Annotated in this window: 26 protein-coding genes; 8 read left to right on the forward strand and 18 right to left on the reverse strand. The window is 70.6% G+C overall.

The features are described from left to right. Nucleotides 1-368: 368 nt before the first annotated feature. Together ABZV91_RS28280 and ABZV91_RS28285 are read right to left on the reverse strand one after the other, a co-directional pair. Nucleotides 369-1772: an amidase gene (locus ABZV91_RS28280; protein ID WP_355248026.1), complete on the reverse strand. Its 1404-nt coding sequence runs from the start codon at nt 1770-1772 to the stop codon at nt 369-371. 13 nt (nt 1773-1785) lie between these two features. After that, nucleotides 1786-2751, reverse strand: coding sequence for a D-2-hydroxyacid dehydrogenase (locus ABZV91_RS28285; protein ID WP_355248029.1), 966 nt, complete (start codon nt 2749-2751; stop codon nt 1786-1788). 107 nt (nt 2752-2858) lie between these two features. On the opposite strand from ABZV91_RS28285, the gene ABZV91_RS28290 reads away from it, so the two are divergent. The 3 genes from ABZV91_RS28290 to ABZV91_RS28300 are packed head-to-tail and all read left to right on the forward strand — an operon-like array spanning nt 2859 to nt 5019. After that, complete coding sequence (locus ABZV91_RS28290; RefSeq protein WP_355248094.1) at nt 2859-3578, forward strand: Asp/Glu/hydantoin racemase; 720 nt, start codon at nt 2859-2861, stop codon at nt 3576-3578. 45 nt (nt 3579-3623) lie between these two features. Beyond that, nucleotides 3624-4355 carry a maleate cis-trans isomerase gene (locus tag ABZV91_RS28295; protein ID WP_355248031.1) on the forward strand — a complete coding sequence of 244 codons (732 nt, stop codon included), beginning with the start codon at nt 3624-3626 and terminating at the stop codon, nt 4353-4355. Further along, nucleotides 4342-5019, forward strand: coding sequence for a GntR family transcriptional regulator (locus tag ABZV91_RS28300; RefSeq protein WP_039825795.1), 678 nt, complete (start codon nt 4342-4344; stop codon nt 5017-5019). Before ABZV91_RS28295 ends, ABZV91_RS28300 begins: the two co-directional genes overlap by 14 nt. A 9-nt stretch (nt 5020-5028) precedes the next feature. Here the strand turns inward: ABZV91_RS28300 and truB are convergent, their stop codons facing one another. The 11 genes from truB to rimP all read right to left on the reverse strand — a co-directional run bounded on the left by truB (nt 5029) and on the right by rimP (nt 16354). After that, entirely contained in the window at nt 5029-5928 is a 900-nt protein-coding gene (gene truB, locus ABZV91_RS28305; RefSeq protein WP_355248034.1) for a tRNA pseudouridine(55) synthase TruB, read from the reverse strand. Beyond that, entirely contained in the window at nt 5928-6596 is a 669-nt protein-coding gene (gene npt / locus ABZV91_RS28310; RefSeq protein WP_355248037.1) for a 4'-phosphopantetheinyl transferase Npt, read from the reverse strand. The genes truB and npt overlap by 1 nt, the downstream gene beginning before the upstream one ends. Nucleotides 6597-6691: 95 nt before the next feature. Then, nucleotides 6692-7651 (reverse strand): metallophosphoesterase, encoded by a 960-nt coding sequence (locus ABZV91_RS28315; protein ID WP_355248040.1) that lies wholly within the window; start codon nt 7649-7651, stop codon nt 6692-6694. Nucleotides 7652-7721: 70 nt separating this feature from the next. Then, a complete protein-coding gene (locus ABZV91_RS28320) occupies nt 7722-9071 on the reverse strand; it encodes an MATE family efflux transporter (protein WP_355248043.1) in 1350 nt (449 codons plus the stop codon). Nucleotides 9072-9169: 98 nt separating this feature from the next. Continuing rightward, nucleotides 9170-10177, reverse strand: a complete 1008-nt coding sequence (locus ABZV91_RS28325) for a bifunctional oligoribonuclease/PAP phosphatase NrnA (RefSeq protein ID WP_355248046.1) — start codon at nt 10175-10177, stop codon at nt 9170-9172. Nucleotides 10178-10189: 12 nt separating this feature from the next. Further along, nucleotides 10190-10630 carry a 30S ribosome-binding factor RbfA gene (gene rbfA, locus ABZV91_RS28330; protein ID WP_355248049.1) on the reverse strand — a complete coding sequence of 147 codons (441 nt, stop codon included), beginning with the start codon at nt 10628-10630 and terminating at the stop codon, nt 10190-10192. A gap of 91 nt (nt 10631-10721) precedes the next feature. Further along, nucleotides 10722-11012: a DUF503 domain-containing protein gene (locus ABZV91_RS28335; protein WP_030521718.1), complete on the reverse strand. Its 291-nt coding sequence runs from the start codon at nt 11010-11012 to the stop codon at nt 10722-10724. A gap of 121 nt (nt 11013-11133) precedes the next feature. After that, entirely contained in the window at nt 11134-14109 is a 2976-nt protein-coding gene (gene infB, locus ABZV91_RS28340) for a translation initiation factor IF-2 (protein ID WP_355248053.1), read from the reverse strand. Between the two features lie 108 nt (nt 14110-14217). Further along, nucleotides 14218-14496, reverse strand: a complete 279-nt coding sequence (locus ABZV91_RS28345) for a YlxR family protein (RefSeq protein WP_355248056.1) — start codon at nt 14494-14496, stop codon at nt 14218-14220. A gap of 209 nt (nt 14497-14705) precedes the next feature. Then, a complete protein-coding gene (gene nusA / locus ABZV91_RS28350; protein ID WP_355248059.1) occupies nt 14706-15734 on the reverse strand; it encodes a transcription termination factor NusA in 1029 nt (342 codons plus the stop codon). Then, a complete protein-coding gene (gene rimP, locus ABZV91_RS28355) occupies nt 15731-16354 on the reverse strand; it encodes a ribosome maturation factor RimP (RefSeq protein WP_355248062.1) in 624 nt (207 codons plus the stop codon). The genes nusA and rimP overlap by 4 nt, the downstream gene beginning before the upstream one ends. Nucleotides 16355-16513: 159 nt before the next feature. On the opposite strand from rimP, the gene ABZV91_RS28360 reads away from it, so the two are divergent. Then, entirely contained in the window at nt 16514-17077 is a 564-nt protein-coding gene (locus tag ABZV91_RS28360) for a hypothetical protein (protein ID WP_355248065.1), read from the forward strand. Then, a complete protein-coding gene (locus tag ABZV91_RS28365) occupies nt 17074-17508 on the forward strand; it encodes a ferritin-like domain-containing protein (protein WP_355248067.1) in 435 nt (144 codons plus the stop codon). The genes ABZV91_RS28360 and ABZV91_RS28365 overlap by 4 nt, the downstream gene beginning before the upstream one ends. Before the next feature lie 12 nt (nt 17509-17520). On the opposite strand, the gene ABZV91_RS28370 is transcribed toward ABZV91_RS28365, so the two are convergent. From ABZV91_RS28370 to ABZV91_RS28385, 4 genes are all read right to left on the reverse strand, one after another. Then, a complete protein-coding gene (locus tag ABZV91_RS28370; protein ID WP_355248070.1) occupies nt 17521-18429 on the reverse strand; it encodes a hypothetical protein in 909 nt (302 codons plus the stop codon). A 242-nt stretch (nt 18430-18671) separates the two neighbouring features. Then, entirely contained in the window at nt 18672-20507 is a 1836-nt protein-coding gene (locus ABZV91_RS28375; protein ID WP_355248073.1) for a hypothetical protein, read from the reverse strand. Nucleotides 20508-20645: 138 nt separating this feature from the next. Then, a complete protein-coding gene (locus tag ABZV91_RS28380; RefSeq protein WP_355248076.1) occupies nt 20646-20834 on the reverse strand; it encodes a hypothetical protein in 189 nt (62 codons plus the stop codon). Nucleotides 20835-20946: 112 nt separating this feature from the next. Further along, nucleotides 20947-22023: a diacylglycerol kinase gene (locus tag ABZV91_RS28385; RefSeq protein ID WP_355248079.1), complete on the reverse strand. Its 1077-nt coding sequence runs from the start codon at nt 22021-22023 to the stop codon at nt 20947-20949. A gap of 123 nt (nt 22024-22146) precedes the next feature. Here ABZV91_RS28385 and ABZV91_RS28390 point away from each other — a divergent pair, with 123 nt between their 5' ends. Then, nucleotides 22147-22881, forward strand: a complete 735-nt coding sequence (locus ABZV91_RS28390) for a glucose 1-dehydrogenase (RefSeq protein WP_355248082.1) — start codon at nt 22147-22149, stop codon at nt 22879-22881. A gap of 385 nt (nt 22882-23266) precedes the next feature. Here the strand turns inward: ABZV91_RS28390 and ABZV91_RS28395 are convergent, their stop codons facing one another. Beyond that, nucleotides 23267-23500 (reverse strand): hypothetical protein, encoded by a 234-nt coding sequence (locus ABZV91_RS28395; RefSeq protein ID WP_355248085.1) that lies wholly within the window; start codon nt 23498-23500, stop codon nt 23267-23269. A gap of 81 nt (nt 23501-23581) precedes the next feature. On the opposite strand from ABZV91_RS28395, the gene ABZV91_RS28400 reads away from it, so the two are divergent. Both ABZV91_RS28400 and ABZV91_RS28405 read left to right on the forward strand, forming a co-directional pair. Next, a complete protein-coding gene (locus tag ABZV91_RS28400; protein ID WP_355248088.1) occupies nt 23582-24202 on the forward strand; it encodes a TetR/AcrR family transcriptional regulator in 621 nt (206 codons plus the stop codon). Between the two features lie 107 nt (nt 24203-24309). Then, the coding region (locus ABZV91_RS28405) for a leucine zipper domain-containing protein (RefSeq protein ID WP_355248091.1) at nt 24310-24601 on the forward strand (292 nt) is incomplete at its 3' end.

Below are 24601 nucleotides of genomic sequence, written 5' to 3' on the forward strand. Positions count from 1 at the left end.
CGAGACTCGCGGCTTCGCCGCATGCGCTTCGAGGCCGAAACGGCGAGACGGGCCTCAACCCTTTGAGGTGTCTCGTAAAACTCGACACATGCGGGTTGCGTCGGCCTTCGACGTCCGGGTCGGATGCCGACTCGACCGCCCGGGCCCGCCTCGCCTCTGATCGTCTTCACCAGCAGCGGCACTCTTCTCGGTGCCGAGTTCAGCGAGGCCCTCGAAGGGTTGAGGCCCGTCCCGCGTTTGACCGAAGGTGCTCAACGGTCGCACTCTATGGAAGGCCCACCGCACATCGCATGCGCGAAGCGCGAGTCTCGAGGTCTGAACGACGGGACCTTCTGGGGCCTCGACCCCGCGGCGCCGATGAACACAGCTCAGCGGCCGGCCAGTACCGCCTCCGCGAACCGTCCGATCGCCAGCACCAGATCGTCGGAGTGCCGGGGCCCCACGATCTGCAACCCGACGGGCAAACCGGCGCTCGTCCGCCCGGCCGGAATACTGAGCGCGGGCTGCTGGGTGAGATTGAACGGATAGGTGTAGGGCGTCCAATCCGGCCAGTCCGACATCTCGCTGCCGGGCGGCACATCGTGGCCGGCTTCGAACGCCGTGATCGGCACCGTGGGGGTGAGGAGGATATCGTAGGCGGTGTGGAAGGTCCCCATGGTGATCGCCACCTGGGCGGCCACCGCGCGGGCGTCGAGATAGTCGGTCGCGGTGAGGGTTTCACCGTATTCCCAGATCCGCCGCAGGCCGGGGTCGGCATTCTCGCGCGCACCCTCCGGGAAGGTCGCCAGCATGGCCGCGGCGCCCGCGGCCCACATCACGTCGAAGGCGTCGCGCGGGTCGGCGAAACCGGGGTCGGCGGCCGATACCCGCAGCCCGGCGGTCTCCAGCGCGTCCACGGCCGCGGACACGATCGCCTCGACCTCCGGATCGGGCCGCACATAACCCAGCGTGGGCGAATACGCGGCGGTCACGCCGCGGACATCGCGCTGGATCTGGCCGCGGAAGGTGGTCAGCGTGGGCGCGAGCGCGGTGGGGTCGCGGGGGTCGGGCAGGGAGAGGATATCGAGAAGCAGGGCCGCGTCCTCGACCGTGCGGGTCAGCGGTCCGCCGTGGGCCAGCGGGCCGAACGGGCTGGCCGGGTACAGCGGGATGCGGCCGTGGGTGGGTTTGAAGCCGACGATGCCGCAGAACGCCGCCGGAATCCGCACGCTGCCGCCGCCATCGGTACCGACCGAGACCGGACCCATCCCGGCGGCCACCGCCGCGGCGCTGCCACCGGAAGACCCGCCCGCGGTGCGCGTGGGATCGAGCGGGTTGCGGGTGACCCCGGTGAGCGGGCTGTCCGTCACGCCCTTCCAGGCGATCTCCGGCGTGGTGGTCTTGCCCACCATCACCATGCCGTCCTCCCGCACCCGCGCCGCGACCGGGCTGTCCACGGGCCAGGGGCCCTCCGGGCCGATGCTCAGCGAGCCGCGCCGGGTGGGCCAGTCCTCGGTGAGGAAGATGTCCTTGATCGAGATCGGGACGCCGTCGAGCAATCCGCGGACGTGCCCGGACTGCCAGCGTGCCTCGGAATCCTTGGCCTGTACCAACGCCCGGTCCGGATCCACCAGGCAGAAAGCGTTGATATCGGTATCGCGGGCAGTGATGGCGGCGAGTACGGCCTCGGTCGCTTCGACCGGCGAGAGGATCCCGGCGGCATAGGCCGAGACCAGTTCGACCGCGGTCATCTCGACGGGGTCGGTCGGTCGTGGGGTCTCGGGGTGGCTCATTCTGGGCCCTCCTTCAGCCGGGCACGTACCCCAGCGTTTTGTCGACGACATTGTCCAGCGGACGGCCGGCCGACCAGTGGTCGAAATTGGTGGCGAACGCGGAGACCATCTCGGCACGCCAGCCGATGAAGTCACCGGAATTGTGCGGTGTGATCCGCGCGGTGGGCAGGGTCCACAGTGGATGGCCGGACGGTAGCGGTTCCGGGTCCACCACGTCCAGCGCGGCGCCGGCGATGGCCCCCGAACGGAGGGCGGCGACGAGGTCGTCGGTCACCACGAGTTCGCCGCGGCCCACATTGATGAACCGGGCATGCGGTTTCATGGCGCCGAACGCCCGGGCGTCGAACATCCGCCGGGTGCGGTCGGTGAGCGGGGCGATGGCCACCACGTAGTCGGCACAGGGCAGTTCGGCGTGGAGGTCGGGGGTGACGACGCCGAAATCCGGATCGTCGCGGCGGTGCCGGCGGCCCACCGCACGCACTCGCATCCCGGCGGCGCGCAGCAGTCCGGCGATGGCCCGGCCGATCGCGCCGGTACCGACGACTAGCGCGGTGGAACCCGCGATACGCTCGGATTCGCGATGCTGCCAGATCTGTTGCTGCTGGAGACGAGTGGAGCCGGTGAGGTCCTTGGCGAAATCGAGGATCTGCCCGAGGACATATTCGGCGATCGCCGTGTCGAAGACACCCCGGGTGTTGGTGACGACGACGTCGCTGTCGCGCAGCGCCGGGAACAGCACTGTATCGACTCCGGTCGCGGCGACATGCACCCACCGCAGCCGATCGGCGGCGGGCCAGGCGGCGGGCAGCGCACGGGTCTGGAAGTCGTAGACGAACAGCACCTGCGCGCCGGGCAGCGCGTCCGCCAATCCGGCGGAGTCGGTGTACCGCACCGTGGCCCGCGCACTCACCGGCGCCATCAGGGCCGGATCGGGCGGTCGGCCACTGTGCACAACGGTGACGAGGGGGCCCGATTCCATATTGACACGGTATGGTCACATCGTATGATTGTCAACAATCCGATCGTCCTCGGAGGTCTTCCCGGCTGAGTGCGAGAGGGGCCGCAGTGGAGTTCGATTTTCCCGATATGGAGGGCCCGGTCGCGCAGCGGGGCATCGGTGTCATCGCGCCGTTCGACCTGGCACTGGAGCGTGAGCTCTGGCGCTGGGCGCCGCTGGAGGTGAGCCTGCACCTGGCGCGGACACCGTACGAACCGGTGCCGGTCTCGCTGGCCATGGCCGAACTGGTCTCCGACACCGTGCATCTCACCGCCGCGACGCGCAATGTGCTGCACGTCGAACCCGAGGTCGTCGCCTATCTGTGTACCTCGGGCAGTTTCATCAAGGGCATCGATTACGAACGCTCACTGCGCGATACGATCTGCCGCGCCGGAGCCGCGAACGCCGTCACCACCTCCGGCGCGTTGCTCGAGGCCGTCCGCCATCTCAATATCGGCCGGATCTCCATCATGACTCCCTACGACGAAGTGCTCACCGGCAAATTGCGCGATTTCCTCGACGAGGCCGGTTGCGCGGTGATCCGTTCCGAACACCTGGGGCTGGGCGGCGGTATCTGGAAGGTCAACTACCGCACCATCGCCGAACGGATCCTCGGCGCCGACGACCCGCAGGCCGAGGCCATCTTCGTGAGCTGCACCAACCTGCCCACCTACGACATCATCGAACCGCTGGAAAAGGCGCTGGGCAAACCGATCCTCACCGCCAACCAGCTCACCATGTGGGCCTGTCTCGGCCGGATGAAACTGCCCATGATGGGCCCCGGCCGATGGTTGCTCGAGGTGTTCTGACCCATGCCGACGCCCGACCGGACCCGAGACAGGAACGGAGACCCCATGCCGGCCCCCACGATCGGTTTCATCTATCCCGACCACGCCGCCGAGGACGACTACCCGCGCGCGGAGACATTGCTCGGCGTACGCCTGCCGGTGGCCCATATCTACGGCACCGACCTGCACGCGATCCCGGAACTGCTGGACCTGGGCAGTCCGGACAAACTGCGGCACGGAGCCGAACAGCTGGCCCCGCAGCGGCCCGACGCGGTCGTCTGGGCGTGCACCTCCGGCAGTTTCGTCTACGGCCCGGACGGGGCCCGCGAACAGGTCCGCGATCTGGCCGAAGCCGCGGGCGTCCCCGCCTCCAGCACCAGCTTCGCGTTCGTCTCGGCGGCCCGGGCGCTGGGCATCCGCCGGGTGGCGGTGGCGGCGAGCTACCCCGACGAGGTCGCCCGACTGTTCGCCGACTTCCTGGCCGATGCCGGGATCACGGTCGTCGCGTTCCGGAGCGCGGGTATCGAAACCGCCGCGGAGGTAGGCACGCTCACCGCCGACGAGGTGCTCGAGCTCGCCGTCGCCAACGACCATCCCGACGCCGAAGCCCTGCTGATCCCCGATACCGCCATGCACACCCTCGAGGTGCTGCCGCGGCTGGAGGAAGCGCTGGGCAAACCGGTACTCACCGCGAACCAGGTCACCATCTGGGAAGGATTGCGGCTGATCGGCGCCGGACCGATATCGTCGTCGCTGGGCGCATTGTTCGCGGAAGGGTCTGTTCATGTCGGTGATTGATTTCGAACCGGTCGATCAACGGTCCACCGCCGAGGTGATCGCGGACAAACTGCGCGAGGCGATCGTCCGCGGCGGGCTGGGCCCGGGTGAGCAGCTCGGCGAAGCGGATCTGGCCGCCCGGTTCGGGGTGTCCCGCGGGCCGGTCCGCGAGGCCATGCAGCGGCTGGTGTCGGAGGGACTCCTGCACAGCATCCGCAACCGCGGCATCTTCGTCATCGAATTGACCCTGGCCGATGTCGTCGACATCTACCGGGCGCGCACCGCCATCGAAGGCGGCGCCCTCACCCTGATCCTCGACGGCCGCCGGGATATCGCCCACGAGGCGCTGGCGCCGAGCGTCGCGGCCATGCTCGACCGGGCCGCGGCCGGGGACGCCGCGGGTGTCTCCGACGCCGACCGGCAGTTCCACGAGGCGCTGGTGGCCGCGGCCGGTAGCCCGCGCCTGGTCCGGGCGGCGCGCACCCTGCTGATCGAGACCAGGATGTGCCTCGGGGCCCTCCAGACCACCTATCCGGACCTGCGGGAACAGGCCCAGGAACATGTGGCGCTACGCGAGGCGATCAGTGCGGCGACCCCGGCGCGCGTGCACCGGCTGCTCCGCGACCATATGGACGATGCGGTCCAGCGGCTGCGCGGCCGATACGCCGAACCGATCCCCGGCTGACCGGATCGATCAGTCGATCAGTCCGCGCGGGCGCACCACCAGCACCGGCGCGGCGCGATTGCCCTTCTCCTGGAGCAGCGCGATGGCCTTGCCGTCCGCGGTGCGGGCGGCGTACACCCCCGCCGTCCCGACCGGCTCCAGCCAGCGCCCGTCCCGCAGCTTCTCCGCCTCGGCGGCGTCGATCGTGCGATGCGGGAAGGACAGCTCCACCGCGGCATCGATATCCAGGCTCGGCGCCGGGTCCTCGTCCAGCTCCTCCAGCGTGCGCGCGTGTTCCAGCGTGAACGGCCCGACCCGGGTCCGCCGCAACGCGGTCAGATGGCCACCCACCCCGAGCGCCGCACCCAGGTCGCGGGCCAGGGCGCGCACATAGGTGCCCGACGAGCAGTCGACCACCACATCCAGGTCGACAAGCCCCTCGTGCGGGAGGTCCCGACGCGCCAGCACCTCGAACCGGGACACGGTGACCGGACGCGCCGCGAGCGTCACCTCTTCACCGGCCCGGTGCCGGGCATAGGCGCGCTCCCCGCCCACCTTGATGGCGCTCACGGTGGCGGGAACCTGCTGGATCTCACCGGTGAGTGTGGCGACGACCCGGGCGATATCGGCATCGTCGACGCCGCCGGCCGCCGCGGTGGTGAGCACCTCCCCTTCCGCGTCGTCGGTGGTGGTGGACCGGCCCAACCGGACGGTCGCGGTATAGCTCTTGGTGGTGAGGGTGAGCAGTCCCAGCAGTTTGGTGGCGCGCTCCACCCCGAGCACCAGCACCCCGGTGGCCATGGGGTCGAGTGTGCCCGCGTGCCCGACCTTCTTGGTGTGCAGCAGTTTCCGCGCTTTCGCCACGATATCGTGGCTGGTCGGGCCACCCGGCTTGTCGACGATCAGCAGACCGCCCAGCAGATCCGCCATCAGCTGTGCGCGATCGCGGTGACGATGAACCCGCCGGTGATCCGCCAGCGCCCGTCGAACGCGGTCAGCGGCGATCCCCCGTCACCGGTCTGCCCGGGCACCAGCAGCTGCGACCGGAAGGTCCCCGATCCGGTGCTGTCGGTGGCCTCGTCCACGGTGAAGGTGATGTGCGCGTCCTCGAATCCGAGCCAGCGGGTGGTGAGCGGGAACCACGCCTTGTAGGTGGCCTCCTTGGCGCAGAACAGCAGGCGATCGAGGTGCAGCGCGGAATCGCTGGTGCGCAGCCATTCTCGTTCGGCGGGCAGGCTCACCGAATCGAGCACTCCCTCGGGTAGGGTGTCATGCGGTTCGGCGTCGATCCCGATCGACCGGTAGCGCAGCTTGTGTGCCAGCGCCGCACCGCGGAACCCGTCGCAGTGGGTGAGGCTACCCACGATTCCGCGCGGCCACACCGGCGCGCCCCGCTCGCCCTTGCCGATCGCCACCGGCGGTTCGCCGAGCTGCGCCAGGGCTTGACGGGCACAGTGCCGCGCGCCGATGAAATCACGTCGCCGCTTGTCCACCGATTTCGCGATCAGGTGCTCCTCGGCGGGATACGGTTTCAGATCCTCCGGATAGTCGAGCAACTCGGCGGAGGCGACATCGGCGGGCAGGATTGTCTCGATCATCGTCGCCGAGCCTACTGGGTGCGTACCCGGCCACATCGTCCGCCGCCCGCCCGCGACGTCGCCGGGTCCGCGGCCTCCGGCGTACGGCCCGGCATTCAGTCGAGCCCGCGCCGCTGCTGAACCTTGGCGCGCATCTCCGCCGCGGCCGCCGCCATCTCGGGGGTCACCCGGAAATGACCGCCCCATTCGTTGAGATCGCCCGGGGCGTACTCCGGATCGGGCAGGATCTGGCGCAGCAGATTGTCGGGTTTACCGCGCTTCTGCCATTCCCGCGGGTAACCCAGCGAGACCTCCTCGAACCGGACCCCGTCGTAGAACGTGGTCCGCGGAATGTGCAGATGCCCGTAGACGGCGCAGTGCACGTTGTAACGGGTGTGCCAGTCGGCGGTCTGCTCGGTCCCGCACCACAGCGCGAACTCGGGGTACCAGAGCATATCGGTGGGCTCGCGCACCAGCGGGAAATGATTGATCAGGACCAGCGGCGTGCCCTCGGGCAGATTGTCGAGTTTGCGCCGGGTCGCGCGCAATCGGGCCTCACACCAGGCGTCGCGGGTGAGGTAGGGATCCGGCGACAGCAGGAACTCGTCGGTGGCCACGACATTGCGCTCCCGGGCGATGGCCAGGCCCTCGGCCTTGGTGCGGGCGCCCTCGGGCCGGAACGAGTAGTCGTAGAGCAGGAACAGCGGCGCGATGGTCACCGCGCCGCCGTGCGCCTCGGCGCCCGCGCCGGTCCACACCGGGAACGGATCCTCGGGAGTGAGCACGTCCAGGTCCCGGCACATCGAGACCAGGTAGTCGTAGCGCGCCACCCCGTGCATCTGCACCGGGTCCTTGGCGGTGGTCCACAGTTCGTGGTTGCCGGGCACCCAGATCACGGTGGCGAACCGCTCCCGCAGCAGTTTCAACGCCCAGCGGATATCGTCGCTGCGTTCGGCGACATCGCCGGCGACGATCAGCCAGTCCTCCGGGGAATCGGGACGGATGTCCTCGACCACCGGCTTGTTGCCCTGGTGACCGACATGGATATCGCTCACCGCCATCAACTTGGGTATCACCACACCCACCTTCGCATATCGCCTGCTTCGCCCGGCACCGCTGTACCGGACCACCCACCGTGGTACCCGCTCACGACGGGATTTCGGCGCCGACACGGACCCAGCGTCCCGACAGCGCCCGCGCGCTCACCGCCGCCAGCCGCAACAGCATGAACGCGATCAGGCCGCACCAGATTCCGCCGATCCCCCAGTCGAGGGCCAGCGACAGCCAGATCGCCGGCAGGAAACCGACCAGGGCCGCCCCCAGCGTGGTGGTACGCAGGTACGCGGCGTCCCCCGCACCCAGCAGCACCCCGTCCAGCGCGAAGACCACACCGGCCACCGGGATCATGGCCACGAAGTACCACCACACGACACCGGTCCGGTCCAGGACCGCGGCGTCGGTGGTGAACAGCGGCGGGATCAGCGCCGCGCCCGCCGCGAAGGCCGCGGCCAGGGCCAGCGCGAACACTTCCGACCAGCCGGTGACCCGGCGGGCCACGGCCCGCGCGCCGGCCGCGTTCCGCGCGCCCAACGCCGAGCCCACCAGCGTCTGCGCCGCGATGGCCAGCGAATCCAGGGTGAGGGCGAGGAAGTTCCACAGCTGCAGGACCAGCTGATGCGCCGCCACCGACGCCGCCCCGAACCGGGACGCGACGGCGGCGGCCGATACGAAACACGCCTGGAAGGCGAGACTGCGCGCGATCAGGTCACGGCCCAGCACCAGCTGGGCCCGCATCACCGGCAGCCGCGGCGCGAGCGGTACCCGGGCCCGGACCAGCGCGCCCAGGAACAGCCCGGCCGTCACCGCCTGACCCACCACATTGGCCACCGCCGACCCGGGCAGTCCCAGCCTCGGCCACCCGGCGAGACCGTGCACCAGCAGCGGGCACAGCACCGCCGACAAGCCCAGTCCGAGTACTACGTACGTGAGGGGGCGCCGCGTCTGCTGCACCCCCCGCATCCACCCGTTCCCGGCCATGGACAGCAAGATCAACGGCACCCCGAACAGGGCGATCCGCAGCCAGGCCAGCGCCTCCGCCACGATCTGCGCGTCCCCCGCCACCGCTCGGGCGATGGGCACCCCGGCCACCTGCACCACCAGCACGATCATCAGCCCGATACCGCCGGCCAGCCAGCTCGCCTGGACACCCTCCTCGACCGCGCCCGGCTCGTCCCCCGCGCCGTGCCGTCGCGCCGACCGGGCGGTCGTGCCGTAGGCGAGGAAGGTCAGCTGCGAACTGACCTGGGCGAGAATCAGGCCACCCACCGCCAGACCGGCGAGAGCCAGCGCCCCCAGCCGGCCCACCACGGCGAGATCGAACAGCAGGTAGATCGGCTCGGCCACCAGCACACCCAGGGTCGGCAGCGCCAGGCCCAGGATCCGCCGGGGACCGGCCGCCACCGCCGGGACCGGTGGCCCGGTCGGCTCCGTATGCATCGTCGGCTTCCCGTCCGTACTCGCCCCGTGCGAGCGCGCCCGGCTGCCCCGGGTCGCGCCGCGGGGCGCCTCCTCAACTGTCTCGAGCGGCTCGCGCGCTAGCCCAGTGCGGTGCGCAACTGCGCCAGGATATCCGCCGGTTCACCGTAGGTCGTGTATCCGGCCGCGTAGCGATGGCCGCCGCCACCCAGTCCCGCCGCCACGGCGGCCACATCGGCGCCGTCGCCGGTACCGGGACCGCCGTCCTTGGACCGCAGCGAGACCGTCCAGCGCCGCCGCGCGTCGATCGGCCGGGCCTCCTTGAACACCGCCGCGATCCCGGCCTCCGCGGTCGCGCGCACGATATCGACGACACTCTCGGCCTCTTCCTGCCGCACCTCCGCGAGATCGGCGGCCAGGACGAACGCCGCGACCAGCCCGGTCCCGCCGTGCGCCGCGCGATCCAGCTCCGCCGAGGCCAGCACCGTCGACAACATCCGCAACCACGCGAACGGATGGGTGTCCATCAGGGTACGGGTGATGGCGGCGCCGTCGATCCCGGTGGCCAGCAACCTTTCGGCCAGCGCGTGGGTCCCGGGGGTCACCCAGCGGAACGACCCGCTGTCGGTGGCCAGCCCGGCGAACAGGCAGTGGGCGATGCCGGCGTCGATCGGCTCCCCCCACGCGTCCAACAGGGCCGTGATGACACTCGCCGTGGACACGGCGTCGGGATCGATCAGGTTGATCTCCCCGAACCGGGTGTTGGAGCGATGGTGGTCGATCACCAGCGTGCGCGCCGCCCCGGACAACCGGTCGGCGAGTGCGCCGAGTCGGCCCACGCTGCCGCAGTCCACCGTCACCAGCAGATCCACCTCGGCCGGCACCTCGGCCGGCGGCACGAGGAACCGCAATCCCGGCAGGGTCCGCAGTCCGGCCGACGGTTCGGTGGGCTCCGCGAACGACACCCGGACCGGCACACCGCGGCGATCCAGGACCGCGGCCAGTGCCAAGCCGCTGCCGAGCGTGTCGGCGTCCGGCTGGATATGGCACAGAACGGTCACCGAACGCGCACTGTCCAGCGCCCCGACGGCCGCGGTGAAATCGACAGCGGCACCGGTTGTGGTCATATCGGCCGCGACTCAGTCGTCGTCGCGGGGTGTTTTGTACGGGTCCGCGTCGCCCGCCGGGGTGGCCTCGGCGGCCACCCGCGCGACTTCGTCGTCGGCGGCCCGAGCCCGCGCCAGCAGATCCTCCATCTGCCGCGCCGCGTCCGGGACGGTATCGAGCGCGAAGCCGAGCGTCGGGGTGAACTTCACCCCGGTGCCCGCGCCCACCTTCGACCGCAGCACCCCCTTGGCCTTCTCCAGGCCGGCGGCCGCGGCGGCGTAGTCGGGTTCGGCGTCGACGGTCTCGCCCATCACCGTGTAGAAAACCGTGGCGTCCCGCAGGTCACCGGTCACCTTCGCATCGGTGACGGTGACGAAACGCAGCCGCGGATCCTTGATCTCGTATTCGATTGCCGTGGCCACGATCGCGGAGATCCGCTTGGCGAGCCGGCGTGCCCTGGCTTGGTCCACCATGGCCGCTCCTTTCCCTTTTCAGCGACGGTGGGACGGTCCGCGCGCAACTACCGCACGGACCGCGGCCACCGCTGATATCACTCGCGGCCGGTCAGTCCTCGGGTCCGAAGACACGCCGGCGTACTGCCAGCAACTGTAACTCCGGACGTGCCGCGACATGCCGTTCGCATCGATCCAGCACGGCCGTCAGATGGTCCATTCCGGCCGACACCATCGCCACCCCCAGCAGGGTGCGGCGGTATCGGTCGTGTTCCCCCGCCTCGGCGGTGCTCACCCCGAAGCGCTGGAGTTCGGCCAGAATCGGCCGGATCACCGAACGCTTCTCCTTCAACGAGTGCACATCACCCAGCAGGATGTCGAATTCGAGTGCACCCAGGTACACGCGACCTCCCGGTTATAGCGACATTGTGGCCTCGCGCGCACCGGCCGCCGGGGCCGGTGCACCGCGGTGCCGATATCGATGGCCGAACCGGGCGGTGGAAACCCGCCCGGTCCGTATCAGCTCAGTCGCGCGGCTTCTCGCGCAACTCGTAGGCCTCGATGATGTCGCCTTCCTTGATATCGGAGTAGCTCAGCGTCATACCGCATTCGAAGCCCTCGCGGACCTCGGTGGCATCGTCCTTCTCCCGGCGCAACGAGTTGATCGTCGTGGATTCGGCGACCACCACGTTGTCCCGGAGGAGCCGGGCCTTGGCATTGCGTTTGACACTGCCCGAGGTGACCATGCAGCCGGCGATGAGACCGATCTTGGACGACCGGAAGATCGCCCGGATCTCGGCGCGGCCGAGTTCGACCTCTTCGTAGACCGGCTTGAGCATGCCCTTGAGCGCGCTCTCGATCTCGTCGATGGCCTGGTAGATCACCGAGTAGTACCGGATGTCCACGCCTTCGCGGTTGGCCAGCTCGGTGGCCTTGCCCTCGGCCCGGACATTGAACCCGATGATGATCGCGTTCGACGCCGAGGCCAGGTTGACGTTGGTCTCGGTGACACCACCGACACCGCGGTCGATGACCCGCAGGCGCACCTCGTCGTCGACCTGGATCCCGAGCAGGGCCTCTTCCAGCGCCTCGACGGTACCGGAGTTGTCACCCTTGAGGATCAGGTTGAGCTCGCTGGTCTCCTTCAGCGCGGCATCCAGATCTTCCAGGCTGATGCGCTTGCGGCTGCGTGCGGCCAGCGCATTGCGCTTGCGCGCGTTGCGCCGGTCGGCGATCTGGCGGGCGATCCGGTCCTCGTCCACCACCAGCAGGTTGTCACCGGCGCCGGGCACCGAGGTGAAGCCGACGACCTGCACCGGCCGCGACGGCAGCGCCGCCTCGACATCGGCACCGTGCTCGTCGACCATCCGGCGGACGCGGCCGTAGGCGTCGCCGGCGACGATGGAATCGCCGACCCGCAGCGTGCCGCGCTGGATGAGCACCGTGGCGACCGGGCCGCGACCGCGGTCCAGATGCGCTTCGATGGCCACACCCTGGGCGTCCTGTTCCGGGTTCGCCCGCAGGTCGAGCGCGGCGTCCGCGGTGAGCAGCACGGCCTCCAGCAGGGCGTCGATATTGGTGCCCTGTTTGGCGGAGATGTCGACGAACATGGTGTCGCCGCCGTACTCCTCGGCCACCAGGCCGTACTCGGTCAGCTGCTGCCGGATCTTCTCCGGGTTCGCGCCTTCCTTATCGATCTTGTTGACCGCCACCACGATCGGCACGTCGGCCGCCTGTGCGTGGTTGATCGCCTCCACCGTCTGCGGCATGACGCCGTCGTCGGCGGCGACCACCAGAATCGCGATATCGGTGGCCTTCGCACCGCGGGCACGCATGGCGGTGAACGCCTCGTGACCCGGGGTGTCGATGAAGGTGATGAGCCGGTCGTCGTCGCCCAGATGGGTGAGCACCTGGTAGGCGCCGATGTGCTGGGTGATACCGCCGGCCTCGCCCTCACGGACGTTCGCCTTACGGATGGTGTCCAGCAGTCGGGTCTTACCGTGATCGACGTGGCCCATGACGGTGACCACGGGCGGACGCTGCTCGAGGTCCTCCTCGCCGCCCTCGTCCTCGCCGTAGGACAGATCGAACGATTCCAGCAGCTCGCGGTCCTCGTCCTCGGGGCTGACCACGTGCACGACGTAGTTCATCTCGCCGCCGAGCAGCTCGAGGGTCTCGTCGTTGACCGACTGGGTCGCGGTGACCATTTCGCCCAGGTTGAACAGGGCCTGGACCAAGGCGGCCGGATTCGCGTCGATCTTCTCCGCGAAATCGGACAGCGACGCGCCGCGGGCGAGGCGGATCACCTCACCGTTGCCACGGGGCAACCGCACGCCGCCGACCGACGGGGCCTGCATCGAATCGTATTCCTGGCGCTTCTGCCGCTTCGACTTGCGACCACGCCGGGGCGCGCCACCGGGACGACCGAACGCACCGGCCGCGCCGCCACGGCCACCGGGACCGCCCGGACGGCCACCGCCGCCACCGGGACGACCGCGGAAACCGCCACCACCGGCGGGAGCACCGGTGCCGGCGGGAGCACCGCCACCGCCACCGCGGTAGCCACCGCCGCCGCCACCACCGGGACGGCCGCCACCACCGGGGCCGCCACCGGGACGCCCCGGACGGCCGCCGGCGGCCGGACCCGGACGGGCCGAACGCTGCGGCATCGCGCCGGGGGTCGGACGCGGAGGCATGGAGTTGGGGCTCGGACGCGGACCGCCGGGGCGGGGACCGCCCTGAGCGGCTGCCGGACGCGGACCGCCGGGGCCGGGACGCGGGGCGTTCTGGCCGGGACGGGGACCGCCCTGCGGACGCGGGCCACCCTGCGCCGGACCGGGACGCGGGCCGCCCTGGCCCGGAGCCGGGCGGGGGCCCGGCTGCGGACGCGGGGTCGGACGCTCACGTTCGGGAGCCGACGAGAACGGGTTGTTGCCGACGCGCGGGGTCTTGGGACCGGGTTTGGGGCCCGGTCGGGCCGGGCTCTGGCCGGGGGTGGCCGGACGCGGCTGACCGGGACGCGGAGCGTTACCCGCCGGACGGGCGCCGGGGGTGGCCGGTTTGGCGGCGGGGGCCTGCGCCTGGGGACGCTCGGGCTCCCGGGCGGGCGCCGGACCCGGTTTCACCGCGGGGCCGGGACGCGGACCCGCGGGTTTGGGCGCGTCACCGGCGACCGGAGCCACGGTGGACTCGGCGGTCGGCGTGGTATCGGCCGGGCTCGGGGCCGCGGGGGTGCGCGGGCCGGGACGCGGGCCGGGCGCCGCGGGTTTCGCCACGCCCGAGGGGCCGGGGCGCGCGGTGGTCTTGGATCCGTTGGATCCGGATTTCGCCGGGGCGGATTTCGCCGCGAACGATTCGCGGAGCCGGCGCGCGACGGGTGCCTCCACCGTCGACGACGCGGACTTCACGAACTCGCCCTGCTCTTTGAGCTTCGCGAGTAGTTCTTTACTCGTGACACCGAGTTCTTTGGCCAACTCGTGCACGCGGGCCTTGCCTGCCACTGCTCTCCTCACTGAGAGGTCGAGCAGTGCCACCCGCCTGCTGGCGGGGACCCGCACGACCTCGGGTTAACTCCGATGGACGTTCATCGTTGGTACTTCACGGTGTGCTCATGAGTGCTCGTGCCTGTTCTCGAGGTGTTGCTCCACGGCTGAGATATCCAGATGTCCGGACACTCGTAGTGCTCTGCCGATCGCTCGGCGCCGGACCGCTGTGCTCAGACAAGCCGAATGGGGGTGCAGCCACGCACCCCGTCCGGAAAGTCTGCGCCGTGGATCGGGAACGATCGTGACGGCATCCGCACCGTCACCGGTGGAATGCCCGCACGCCACGATCCGCAGCAGTTCGGGGGCCGGCTCGCGTTTCCGGCAACCGATACACGTACGCACCGGAGCCGCCGAGCGCCGAAGCGCCGAAGACTCACCACCGCGTTCGCGAGCGGTAACCGAAGACTCGGACCGAACCACACACCACTCTACCGCTGACCGCGGGCCGGGCTCCAACCCCGCCCCCGATGACGTCGCGCACGGCGAGTCGGCGCGGCGAGTTGCCTGGTCGCGGACCGGCGGCCGCGCGGCCCCCGATTCCGGCCGATCGGTCACCGGCGATGTGCCTCCGTCCGCACCGCGCCGCCCGCGTCCGGGGCCGCGTCACTGCGGATATCGATCCGCCAGCCGGTGAGCCGGGCCGCGAGGCGGGCGTTCTGCCCCTCCTTGCCGATGGCCAACGAGAGCTGGAAATCCGGGACGATCACGCGGGCGGCCCGGGCGTCCGGATCCACAACTGTGACAGAAACCACCTTGGACGGCGAGAGCGCTTTACCCACGAAGGTGGCCGGATCCTCGGCGTAATCGATGATGTCGATCTTCTCGCCGGCCAGTTCGCTCATCACATTGCGCACCCGCTGCCCCATCGGGCCGATACAGGCCCCCTTGGCGTTCACCCCGGAGACCGTGGAGCGCACGGCGATCTTGGATCGGTGCCCGGCCTCCCGGGCCACCGCCACGATCTCCACCGACCCGTCCGCGATCTCGGGTACCTCGAGCGCGAACAGGCGCCGGACGAGGTTGGGATGGGTCCGCGACAGCGTGATCTGCGGACCACGCGCGCCCCGCGACACCCCTACCACATAACACTTGATCCGGTCGCCGTGCTCGTAGCTCTCGCCGGGCACCTGCTCGGCGGACGGGATCAAGCCCTCGGTCCCGTGCAACTCGCTGCCGATCCGCACCACCACCGTGCCGCGCGCATTGGCGCGCGCGTCGCGCTGCACCACACCGCCGACGATATCGCCCTCGTGGGTGGCGAACTCGCCGAACGACTTCTCGTTCTCGGCGTCGCGCAAGCGCTGCAGAACGACCTGACGCGCGGTGGTCGCGGCGATCCGGCCGAAACCCTCGGGGGTGTCGTCCCATTCGGAGATCACATTGCCGTCGGCGTCGAGTTCGGTGGCCAGCACCCGCACGACCCCGGTGCGCTGGTTGATCTCGACCCGGGCGTTGGGTTGATGGCCCTCGGTGTGCTTGTAGGCGGTGAGCAGCGCGGATTCGATCGCCGAGATCACGGTTTCGATCGAGATCCCCTTATCCGCCACGATGGCGCGCAGGGCTTCGATTTCGATGTTCATTCCATGGTCCCTTCGGTCGAATCGGACGCGGCGACAGCAGTTCCGGTGAGCTCCGCGGCGTCCGCTCCCGCGGGTGGGCGGCCGGCGGCGACGCCCCCGGCGAGTTCGAGTTCGCGCGCGTTCGGTGGGGAGAACTCCACCTCCACCACGGCGCGCGCGATATCGGACAGACCGACGCTCGCCAGGCGCGGTCCGGGCCTACCACTCAGCACCAGCGCGATGCGGTCGTCCTCGAGGACTCCGATCCGGGCGGTGAAGCGCGTCGGCAGGCCGGGTTCCGGCGGCGCGACGCCCGGGTTCAGGGTGATCTCGGCCTTCCGGCCACGCGCCCGGCGCCAGTGCCGGGGGGCGGTGAGCGGGCGGTCGATTCCGGGAGTGGTCACCTCGAGCAGATACCGGGCGGCCTCGAATTCGTCGTCCGCGTCGTCCAGGCAAGCCGACACCTGCGCGCTGAGTTCGGCGATACTGTCCAGGTCGGCGCTGCGGTCACTGTCCACGATAACCCGTACCCGGGTCTGTCCCGCCGCGGTCGAAACCTCGACACCCTCGAGATCGAATCCTCGACCGGCGACGAGTCCGGCGACGAGCCGGCTCACCCTCTCCTCGGTCGGCATGGGCATATGGGCAGCTCCTGGTTCAGTTGTCACGCGGACGGAAATGTTCTGTGCCGGTGACCTAGCGTAACGCGCCCGGAGAAGGTAAAGGACCAGCGGTCGGCGGTAAGTCCGCGCGGTGGTGCCCGCGGCCGGCCGGGCGGTCCGGTCTGGCACGATGGTCCGGTGACCGAGCGCGTTACCGACCGGCCCGCGGCCGGGTGTCCCCGCGGCCCCTCCCCCGACCGGCCGGGCAGCGCCCGCCGAATGAATCGCCGTACCGCGCTACGGGTCGCGGGCGGCGGCACGGTCGGACTGTTCACGGTCGGCGCCCTGGTCGCCTGCGCGGAGGATCCGATCACCGAGCCGGATGTGCTGGTCGCCCAGGAATTCTCGGCGCGCAGCGATGCCGCGGCGGCCACCGCCGCCATCGCGATCGAGCCGCAGCGCACGGACGCGCTCACCGTCATCGCCGCCGAACGCACCGCGCACGCGGCGGCGTTGCGCACCGAGATCGATCGGGCGATCGGCGTCTACGGCGACGGCACGACCCCCGCCGTGCGCACCCCGGCACCCACCACGACCCCGGCGCCGGACGCGCCGCCGAGTATCGCCGCGCTGCGCGATCAGCTGACGGCCTCGCAGCGGGCCGCGTCCGACCTGGCCGTCACCCAGTCCGGCTACCGGGCGGGGCTGCTCGCCTCGATCAGCGCCGCCTGTGCGGTCCAGGTGGGGGTGCTGCTGGTATGAGCCGTACCGAACAGCAGGCGTTGCGAGAAGCCCTCGACGCCGAATACGCGGCCGTCTACGCCTACGGCCTGATCGCCGCCCATACCGGCCCGGAGCTGCGGCGGACGGTCAACGAGCACACCGCCGCGCACCGCGCCCGCCGAGACGGCACCGTCGACCTCCTCAGCGGTGACGGGGCCGCGGTACCACCTCCCGAGCCCGCCTACACCGTGCCCGGCGAAGTCACCGACCCGGCGTCGGCCGCGCGGCTGGCCGTCGTGGTGGAAACCGATACCGCCGTGGCCTGGCGCGCGGTGATCGAGCATGCCGGCACCGAACTCATCCGGCGCACCGGCCTGGACGCGCTCACCGAATCGGCCGGACGCCGGGCGGTCTGGCAGGCGGCCGCCGGCATCACCCCGGCGACCACCGCGTTCCCCGGGCAACCCTGATCCGGTACCGAATCAGGACGGTGCCCATTCGGTGCGGTTGGTCGAGTTCGGCCGATCGGGCCGGGGCCGGGGGAAGACCGTCTCCTCCTGGCTGTCGCGGCCGCGTGCCCAGGGGGCCCTGCCTCGCGGTGGGCGTTCCTGCGGGGTGAGGGATCCGAGCCCGCCGGGCATTCCGGGCGCGAAGGGCATCGACGATCCCGTCCCCGAATTCCACGGTGTGGATCCGGACGCGGGACCGGAGGCCTGCTCGGTTGCCGTGGGCGTCCACGGGGTGTGATGCGCGGCCGCCGCGGCGATCGGCTGGGCGGGCGGCAGCGCGGCATCGGCCGGGGGCGGGGCGTCCGCGGCGGGGGCCGAGGGCGGGGCCTCCGCGGCGGGGGCCGAGGGTTGCCGCCCCGGGTCCGGCGGGGGCGGGGCGGTCTCTACCGGTTTCGGTGCCGGAGTGGCGGTGCCCGGACCGGAGTGCGCCTCGGCCGCGGCGTGTGGTGTCGCGGCCGGGCCCGGAGCGGACCGGTCACCTACCGCTCCGTCGGTCGCCGTGGGTGCCGTGGGTGCCGTGGGCTCAGGGGAGTCGCCGACCGCCGGCCGGTCCCCGGAGCCCGGCCGATGAGCGGTCGACGCACCGGCATCGCCGGGCTCGTCCCGGCGGGGACTCGCGTCCTGCGGGGCAGGAGTGTCCGTGGCCGGAAGGGAGTGCTCCGCGGGCGCCGGAGGTCCCGCGGACGGGGCGGCGGTATCTGCCGGCTCGATCTGCTGCGCGGCCGCCGCGTCCGCCTGCACCAGCAGAGCGATCGTCTGCGCTCCACCGGCCGCGTCCCGCACGCCGCGTCGCATGGCCTCGCCGGCATTCCCCCCGACCGCCCCCAGTCTGGTGGCCAGCTCCCCGGTGACGGAGTCCACGGATGCGCCGTCCTCGGTCATCGTCACCGCCTCACTTCACCCTCGGGCCCGGTAGTCGCGACCGCGACCGCTGTACCGTGCCCGAACCCTCACACCGCCGACGCCGGCTCGACTCGGCCTCTCGCCCGTGGCTCCGGACACCACACGACTACCGACACGTAACCACCGTTACGCCCGGCCACTACCACCGGGAGTGGGAAGGCGCGCTCGCGCAGGGAATTCGACGTGGGGGATACCGGGCCCGCAGACCACGGGGGGACTCGTTACGAATACGACGCGACGCCGACCGGGCCGGTACCCAGGCACACCGCTGATCCAGGTGTCCGGTTCCGGATGATCAGTGCCGAACCGCTGCCGACAATCCGCACGTAGACGGTGTTGAGTCCGGCTCGGACCGGCGCGTCGACCCGGTCACCGCGTTCGAGGCCCACGGTGAGCGTCGCGTCGCGATCCGCGAAATAATTGAGCTGGGCGGTCCACTCGTGCGCGAGCATGGGGCCGTCGAGAGGGACCCGGACCGGGAGCTCGCCGCCGATCCGGTAACCGCAGCCCGGCTCCGGACCGGGCCGGATGCCACGGTTCCACCAGACCCGCGCGTCGGTGAGTTCGCCCGAGTCGGTGATCATGCGCAGGCGCTCGGTGGCCGTGGCGAAGGCGCCGGGCGGGGCGATCGACGAGAGAACCCGGCCCGCCTCGTTCTCGGGATAGGCCGTCGGATTCAGCACGTTCCACGGCACCTCCTGGGCGAGCAGCGGAGCCCCATCCCACTGCACGAGTTCCGATTTCACTGTGGTCACATACGATTTCGTCGGCCCTTCCGACCAGCTGCGGGTGAAAGTGCAGGTGGACCAGAGGCTGCTCAGCACGAACACCGCCACCACGACGGTCGCCGGGACGGGCCCGCGCCACCGGCTGCCCCGCCCCGCTCCCGGTGCATGCCCCCGCGGGACGGCGCCCACCGACCGGCCACGCACGAACGCCCGCAAGATCAGCGCGCCCGCGGCGGTGAGGACCACCGCGGCATCGGCCAGATAGCGCAGCGACATCATGAGTTCGTCGACGGTATTGGGCCCCGCCCGCATCAGGACCACCGGAACCTGTACCGCGGGCAGATAGATCACCGCCGCCACCCACACGGGCCAGACCACGCGACGGGCCCGGACGGTCAGCAGTATCGCGGCGGCCAGCAGCGCCCACGCCGCCCAGACCGCCCAGCCGGGGGCGACAGCCCACGGCGCCGACGGCACCCACCGTTCCCAGCCCCAGGGCCCGCCCAGCAGTGCGGTCACCACTCCGGCCCAGGCCGCGCGGGGCAGCATATGGGCCAGATCGGCAGAGCCGCCCTCACCGCTGGAGATCCCGGCGGCCGCCAGATAGAACACCGCCCACAGCGCGACGACCGCCGCGGCCCCGGCCCACAGGCCCGCGCCACGGCGTAGCACCTCCGCCACGGCCGGTCGGCGCCCGTCGACGTAGCGCCGCAGCAGCACCACGGCGAACGCCACGAACGGCACCACGACCGCTTTCTCGAAGAACAGCAGGCCCACCGTCGTGACCAGAACGCCCGAGATCGCGTACCGGCGGCGGCCGGTACGGTCCAGCAGCACCGCGTCGCCCACCACCCAGGCGAGCGCGAACTGGAGAGGTAGCGCGTTCAGCGCCGCCGACCACCAGGCGAAGGCGGGCAGGGTCAGGGGGGAGAACAGGTAGAACGCCAAGGGGACCAGCAGCGCCCGGCGCCGCCCGAGCAACACCAGCAGCATGCGCAGCACCGCGAGCGAGGCCGCCAGCTGGCCGGCCAGCAACACTGCCGCCGTCACTCCCCAGTTCAGCGGTGCGACGGCGGTGACCAGCCAGGACACCGCGAAGGCCAGCGGCATGAAATGGCCGTCGTGATCGTGCAGCAGTAGATCACCGGACAGCAACGGCAGCGTCCCGGCCCGGCCGGCCAGGATCAGATCGTCCCAATAGAAGTATCCGTTCGCGGTCACCCACGCGCGTACCGCGATCTGTGCCGTGATGAGGCCCGCCGCCAGCCACAGCACCGTGGCGCCGGGAGCACGGAGCCGATGCCACAGCGCGGGCGTTCGCGGGGCCATCGGGCTGCGGATAGACGTTCGCTCCGGTCTGAGTGCCGGAGCGGTTCCCATGTGCACCCACCCTACAAGCGACCCGGCCGGAGCACCGTACGATCGGTGCTCCGGCCGGGTCGGCGACGCTTCGCCACGCGCGGCGTCCTACTTGTCGGCCTCGGCGCCCTGGTCGGCGTCCACGCCGAGGTCGTACTCGCTCAGGTCCACGGCATCGGTGCGTTCGTCCCCGATATCCAGCAGTTGCGCTACGGCGTCGGAATCGCCGTGCGCGGCCCGTTCGCGCAGTTCGGTCAGGTTCGGCTCGCGATGGCCGGACCGTTCGGGCTCATACATACAGCGCACCTTCCCTGGATGTTCGGCGCCGAGCCGGCGGCTCGTACGCCCCGGCATCCGAGCTTAGGTGGGTTGCCCGATCGCCGCCGAATCCGCCGGACGGTCCTCGCGGTCAGCCGAGCGCCGTGAGGCCCGGGCCGGTGTACAACGGCAGGTCACCGGTGGTTCGGATACCCGGTTCGGCGGCCACCACGGCGGGTATGGCGTTGACCACCCGGCCCACACCGGCCAGGATCGCCGCGTAGTTGTGGTCACCGTGGCGACTGGACGGACAGATGTCCACCGCGTACGAGGGTTCGCCGGTGATCTCCACCCGGTAGGAGCCGCCGGGCTGCGCGGGCCGCGCCCAGTCCGGCCGCAGATTGTCGCGCAGCCGGGTGATGTGCTCGACCACGATGGCGGGACGGCCGGACACATGGCCGGTGATCTCGAACCGCAGTGCGGCCTGCGTACCCTTGGGCACCTCGCCCACCGCGACCCGGAAGCTCTCCGGGGCGGGCTCACGCTCGTAGGTCTCGGTGATCTCGTCGATCTGCACACCGAGCCCGGCCGCGAGCGCCCGCATCCCCGCGCCCCACGCGATACCGAGCACACCCGGTTGCAGCAGCATCGGCGTCCGGTCGAGAGGAGTGCCGAAACCCATGACGTCGAACATGACTGTGGAGCCGTCATAGGTGGCGTAGTCCGCCAGTTCCAGACAACGCACCTGGTCGATCTGCCGGCAGGTGGAGGCCAGGGCGAAGGGGATCAGGTCGTTGACGAATCCGGGGTCGACCCCGTTGACGAAAAGGCTCGCGCCGCCCGCCGCGGCGGCCGCCTCCACTGCGGCGAAGAATTTGGACGGCAGCGTTCCCCACGGATACATCAGCAGCCCGGGCGCGGTGCCCACGACGTTCACCCCGGCCGCGAGAATGCGGCGGATATCCTCCATCGCCTCGACCAAGCGAGTATCACCCATGGCGCAGTACACCGCGCAGTCCGGGCGGGTGGCGAGCAACTCGTCGAGATCGCCGACCGCCGTGATCCCGGTACGGGTGCCGAGCCCGGCCAGCTCCCCCGCATCGATGCCGATCTTGCCCGGGTCCGACACCCAGACTCCGACGAGCTCGAAGCGCCGGTCGGTGAGGAACTGGGTCAAAGCGATCCGGCCGGCGTTACCGGTACCGACGAGGACGACGCGTTGGGCCATTGATTCTCCTTGATACGGGGACCACGGCGCCGAAAACACAGTTCAGCCGCCGCATTCCAACTCCGAACACAACTCTGGACCAGTGTCTAGAACGTGTTCCAGTTTCATGGTAGCGTCACCGCCATGGGACGTGTAGACGGCAAAGTGGCCCTGATCAGTGGTGGCGCGCGGGGCATGGGTGCCGCCCACGCGAAGCTGCTCGTGGCCGAGGGGGCGCAGGTTGTCATCGGCGATGTTCTCCATGACGAGGGCAAAGCCCTGGCCGACGAGATCGGCGCGGCCGCGCGTTATGTACCGCTGGACGTCACCGAGCCCGAGCAGTGGGATACCGCCGTCGCGACGGCCGTCACCGAATTCGGCAAGCTCGATGTCCTGGTGAACAATGCCGGAATCGTCAACGGCGCTCCGCTACAGAAGCTGTCCCTGGAGAAGTTCAAGGCCGTTCTCGACGTCAATCTGGTCGGCACCTTCCTGGGTATGCGCGCCGCCGTCGAACCCATGATCGCCGCCGGGGGCGGGTCGATCATCAATGTCTCCTCGGTCGAGGGCTTGCGCGGCGCACCCTTCGCGCACGGGTACGTGGCGTCGAAATGGGGCGTGCGCGGATTGGCGAAATCCGCCGCGCTGGAACTGGCCCCGCATCGGATCCGGGTCAACTCGGTCCACCCCGGCCTCATCCGCACCCCGATGACCGAGAACATCCCCGACGATCTGGTGACGATCCCACTGGGCCGCCCGGCGGATTCGGCCGAGGTCGCCACCTTCATCCTCTTCCTGGCCAGCGACGAGTCCTCCTACGCGACCGGCAGCGAGTTCGTGGTGGACGGCGGGCTGGTCACCGGAGTTCCACACAAGTAAGCACACCGCGACTCCGCCGGTCGCCCGGATCAGCTGGGAGGACCTCCATTTCGCCCCGCACCCCGGACGCGGTCGTGCACCGGTGCGGCGAACTCGGCGATCTGCCCGGCGATCGCCTTCGTCCGCGAGCACACGCAGCGCGGCCTCCGCTACCTGCTCCCAGACCGGGACGCACCGCCACGGGACTCACGGGTTCCTGTTCCACCGAGGAGGCGGCGACCGTGGCGGGTATCCGCTGGCGTGCGCAACCCGTCGACGCCGCTGCGCACGTGATATGCGGCACCTGTATCACCCGGCCGCGGCGCCCCTGTCCGCTTCCGCGCAGGACGCCCCGGCCGACACGGAGGGTGCGGCATTCGATATCGCGGCAGCCGAGCGCTGCGGCTCAGACGATGCGGCCACCGACCGGAGCCGGGCCGGGGCCGGCCGCCTGAACTCCACGCCGTCCCGATTCGGGCCGGGAGCTCGCGGTCCACGCCACCGCTGCGCGCCGCTCGGCAGCGCGACCGGCACGGCGCGCGTCCCGCTCCGGCACGCCGTGCCGGATGCCGTGCCCGGCATGCACCCCGATGGCGAAATCGCTGGCGAATCGCAGCAGCGCCCGGATCGTGCGCGACATCTCGACCTCCACTACACAGATCTGTAAAGTCCGTTGTCCTCTACGATAGGTACACAGACCTGTGAAGGCAAGGAGGTGGGCATGACCGGCACAGCGAGCAGGGAAGAACTGACCCCGGGTGCCCGGCGTATCCTGGACACCGCCGGCGAGCTCTTCTACGCGCGTGGCATCCACGCCGTCGGCGTCGACACCATCGCCGCCGAATCCGGCGTCACCAAACGCACGCTGTACGACCGGTTCGGATCGAAGAACGGCCTGCTCGTCACCTATCTCCAAGACCGCGACCGGCGCTGGCGGGCCCGCATCGAGACCCACCTCGCCGCGGAGACCGACCCGATACGGCGACTACTGGTGCCCTTCGACGTCCTCCCGGAATGGCTGCCCACCAACAGCAGAGGGTGCGGGTTCATCAATGCCTTCGCCGAGCTGCCCGATCCCGATCACCCGGGCCGACAGGTGATCGTCGAGGAGAAGACCTGGTTACGCGACCTCTTCCGGCAGCTGGCCACGGCGGCCGGGGCCGCGGACCCGGATCTGCTCGCCGTGCAACTGCTCAGCCTGCACGAGGGCGCGATCATCAGCTTCTCCATCACCGGCGAGCAGACCGCCGCGGCCGCGACGCGCGCCGCCGCGCTCCAGCTCGCCGAGCAGGCCACCGCCGGCATCCCCGACGAGCCGCTCGGCGAGCGGAGTGACACCTAGCTGTAATGACCATGGACGTTGGTGACGGCGTGTCGAGGTGACAAAGGCGAAGACCTCCGAGTGGAGTGCGAGCTGTGTAGGAACGCACTCATCCATCGGAGGTCTTCGTGGTCCACCGTAACGCCCCATTGTCGGAGTTGGGCCGGTTACGGCTTGCTCGTTGTGTCGTCGAGGACGGCTGGCCCCTGCGCCGGGCAGCCGAACGGTTCCAGGTCTCGCCCACCACCGCCAAACGGTGGGCCGACCGATACCGGCTCGCCGGTGCCGCGGCGATGACCGATCGGTCCAGCCGCCCGCACCGCAACCCGGCGCGGACACCGACGCGCACCGAGCGGCGCATCATCAAGGTCCGGGTCCTGCGTCGCTGGGGCCCGGCCCGCATCGGCTACCTGCTCGGTA

The sequence above is a fragment of the Nocardia sp. NPDC004568 genome (assembly GCF_040609955.1).
In the GTDB taxonomy this organism is placed as follows: domain Bacteria; phylum Actinomycetota; class Actinomycetes; order Mycobacteriales; family Mycobacteriaceae; genus Nocardia.

Bases quoted from the DNA above. Each gene is read 5' to 3' on its own strand.
- ABZV91_RS28280 (WP_355248026.1), bottom strand. From the start codon at position 1,772: ATGAGCCACCCCGAGACCCCACGACCGACCGACCCCGTCGAGATGACC.
- ABZV91_RS28285 (WP_355248029.1), bottom strand. From the start codon at position 2,751: ATGGAATCGGGCCCCCTCGTCACCGTTGTGCACAGTGGCCGACCGCCC.
- ABZV91_RS28290 (WP_355248094.1), top strand. From the start codon at position 2,859: ATGGAGGGCCCGGTCGCGCAGCGGGGCATCGGTGTCATCGCGCCGTTC.
- ABZV91_RS28295 (WP_355248031.1), top strand. From the start codon at position 3,624: ATGCCGGCCCCCACGATCGGTTTCATCTATCCCGACCACGCCGCCGAG.
- ABZV91_RS28300 (WP_039825795.1), top strand. From the start codon at position 4,342: ATGTCGGTGATTGATTTCGAACCGGTCGATCAACGGTCCACCGCCGAG.
- truB (WP_355248034.1), bottom strand. From the start codon at position 5,928: ATGGCGGATCTGCTGGGCGGTCTGCTGATCGTCGACAAGCCGGGTGGC.
- npt (WP_355248037.1), bottom strand. From the start codon at position 6,596: ATGATCGAGACAATCCTGCCCGCCGATGTCGCCTCCGCCGAGTTGCTC.
- ABZV91_RS28320 (WP_355248043.1), bottom strand. From the start codon at position 9,071: ATGCATACGGAGCCGACCGGGCCACCGGTCCCGGCGGTGGCGGCCGGT.
- ABZV91_RS28325 (WP_355248046.1), bottom strand. From the start codon at position 10,177: ATGACCACAACCGGTGCCGCTGTCGATTTCACCGCGGCCGTCGGGGCG.
- rbfA (WP_355248049.1), bottom strand. From the start codon at position 10,630: ATGGTGGACCAAGCCAGGGCACGCCGGCTCGCCAAGCGGATCTCCGCG.
- nusA (WP_355248059.1), bottom strand. From the start codon at position 15,734: ATGAACATCGAAATCGAAGCCCTGCGCGCCATCGTGGCGGATAAGGGG.
- rimP (WP_355248062.1), bottom strand. From the start codon at position 16,354: ATGCCCATGCCGACCGAGGAGAGGGTGAGCCGGCTCGTCGCCGGACTC.
- ABZV91_RS28365 (WP_355248067.1), top strand. From the start codon at position 17,074: ATGAGCCGTACCGAACAGCAGGCGTTGCGAGAAGCCCTCGACGCCGAA.
- ABZV91_RS28370 (WP_355248070.1), bottom strand. From the start codon at position 18,429: ATGACCGAGGACGGCGCATCCGTGGACTCCGTCACCGGGGAGCTGGCC.
- ABZV91_RS28375 (WP_355248073.1), bottom strand. From the start codon at position 20,507: ATGGCCCCGCGAACGCCCGCGCTGTGGCATCGGCTCCGTGCTCCCGGC.
- ABZV91_RS28380 (WP_355248076.1), bottom strand. From the start codon at position 20,834: ATGTATGAGCCCGAACGGTCCGGCCATCGCGAGCCGAACCTGACCGAA.
- ABZV91_RS28385 (WP_355248079.1), bottom strand. From the start codon at position 22,023: ATGGCCCAACGCGTCGTCCTCGTCGGTACCGGTAACGCCGGCCGGATC.
- ABZV91_RS28390 (WP_355248082.1), top strand. From the start codon at position 22,147: ATGGGACGTGTAGACGGCAAAGTGGCCCTGATCAGTGGTGGCGCGCGG.
- ABZV91_RS28395 (WP_355248085.1), bottom strand. From the start codon at position 23,500: ATGTCGCGCACGATCCGGGCGCTGCTGCGATTCGCCAGCGATTTCGCC.
- ABZV91_RS28400 (WP_355248088.1), top strand. From the start codon at position 23,582: ATGACCGGCACAGCGAGCAGGGAAGAACTGACCCCGGGTGCCCGGCGT.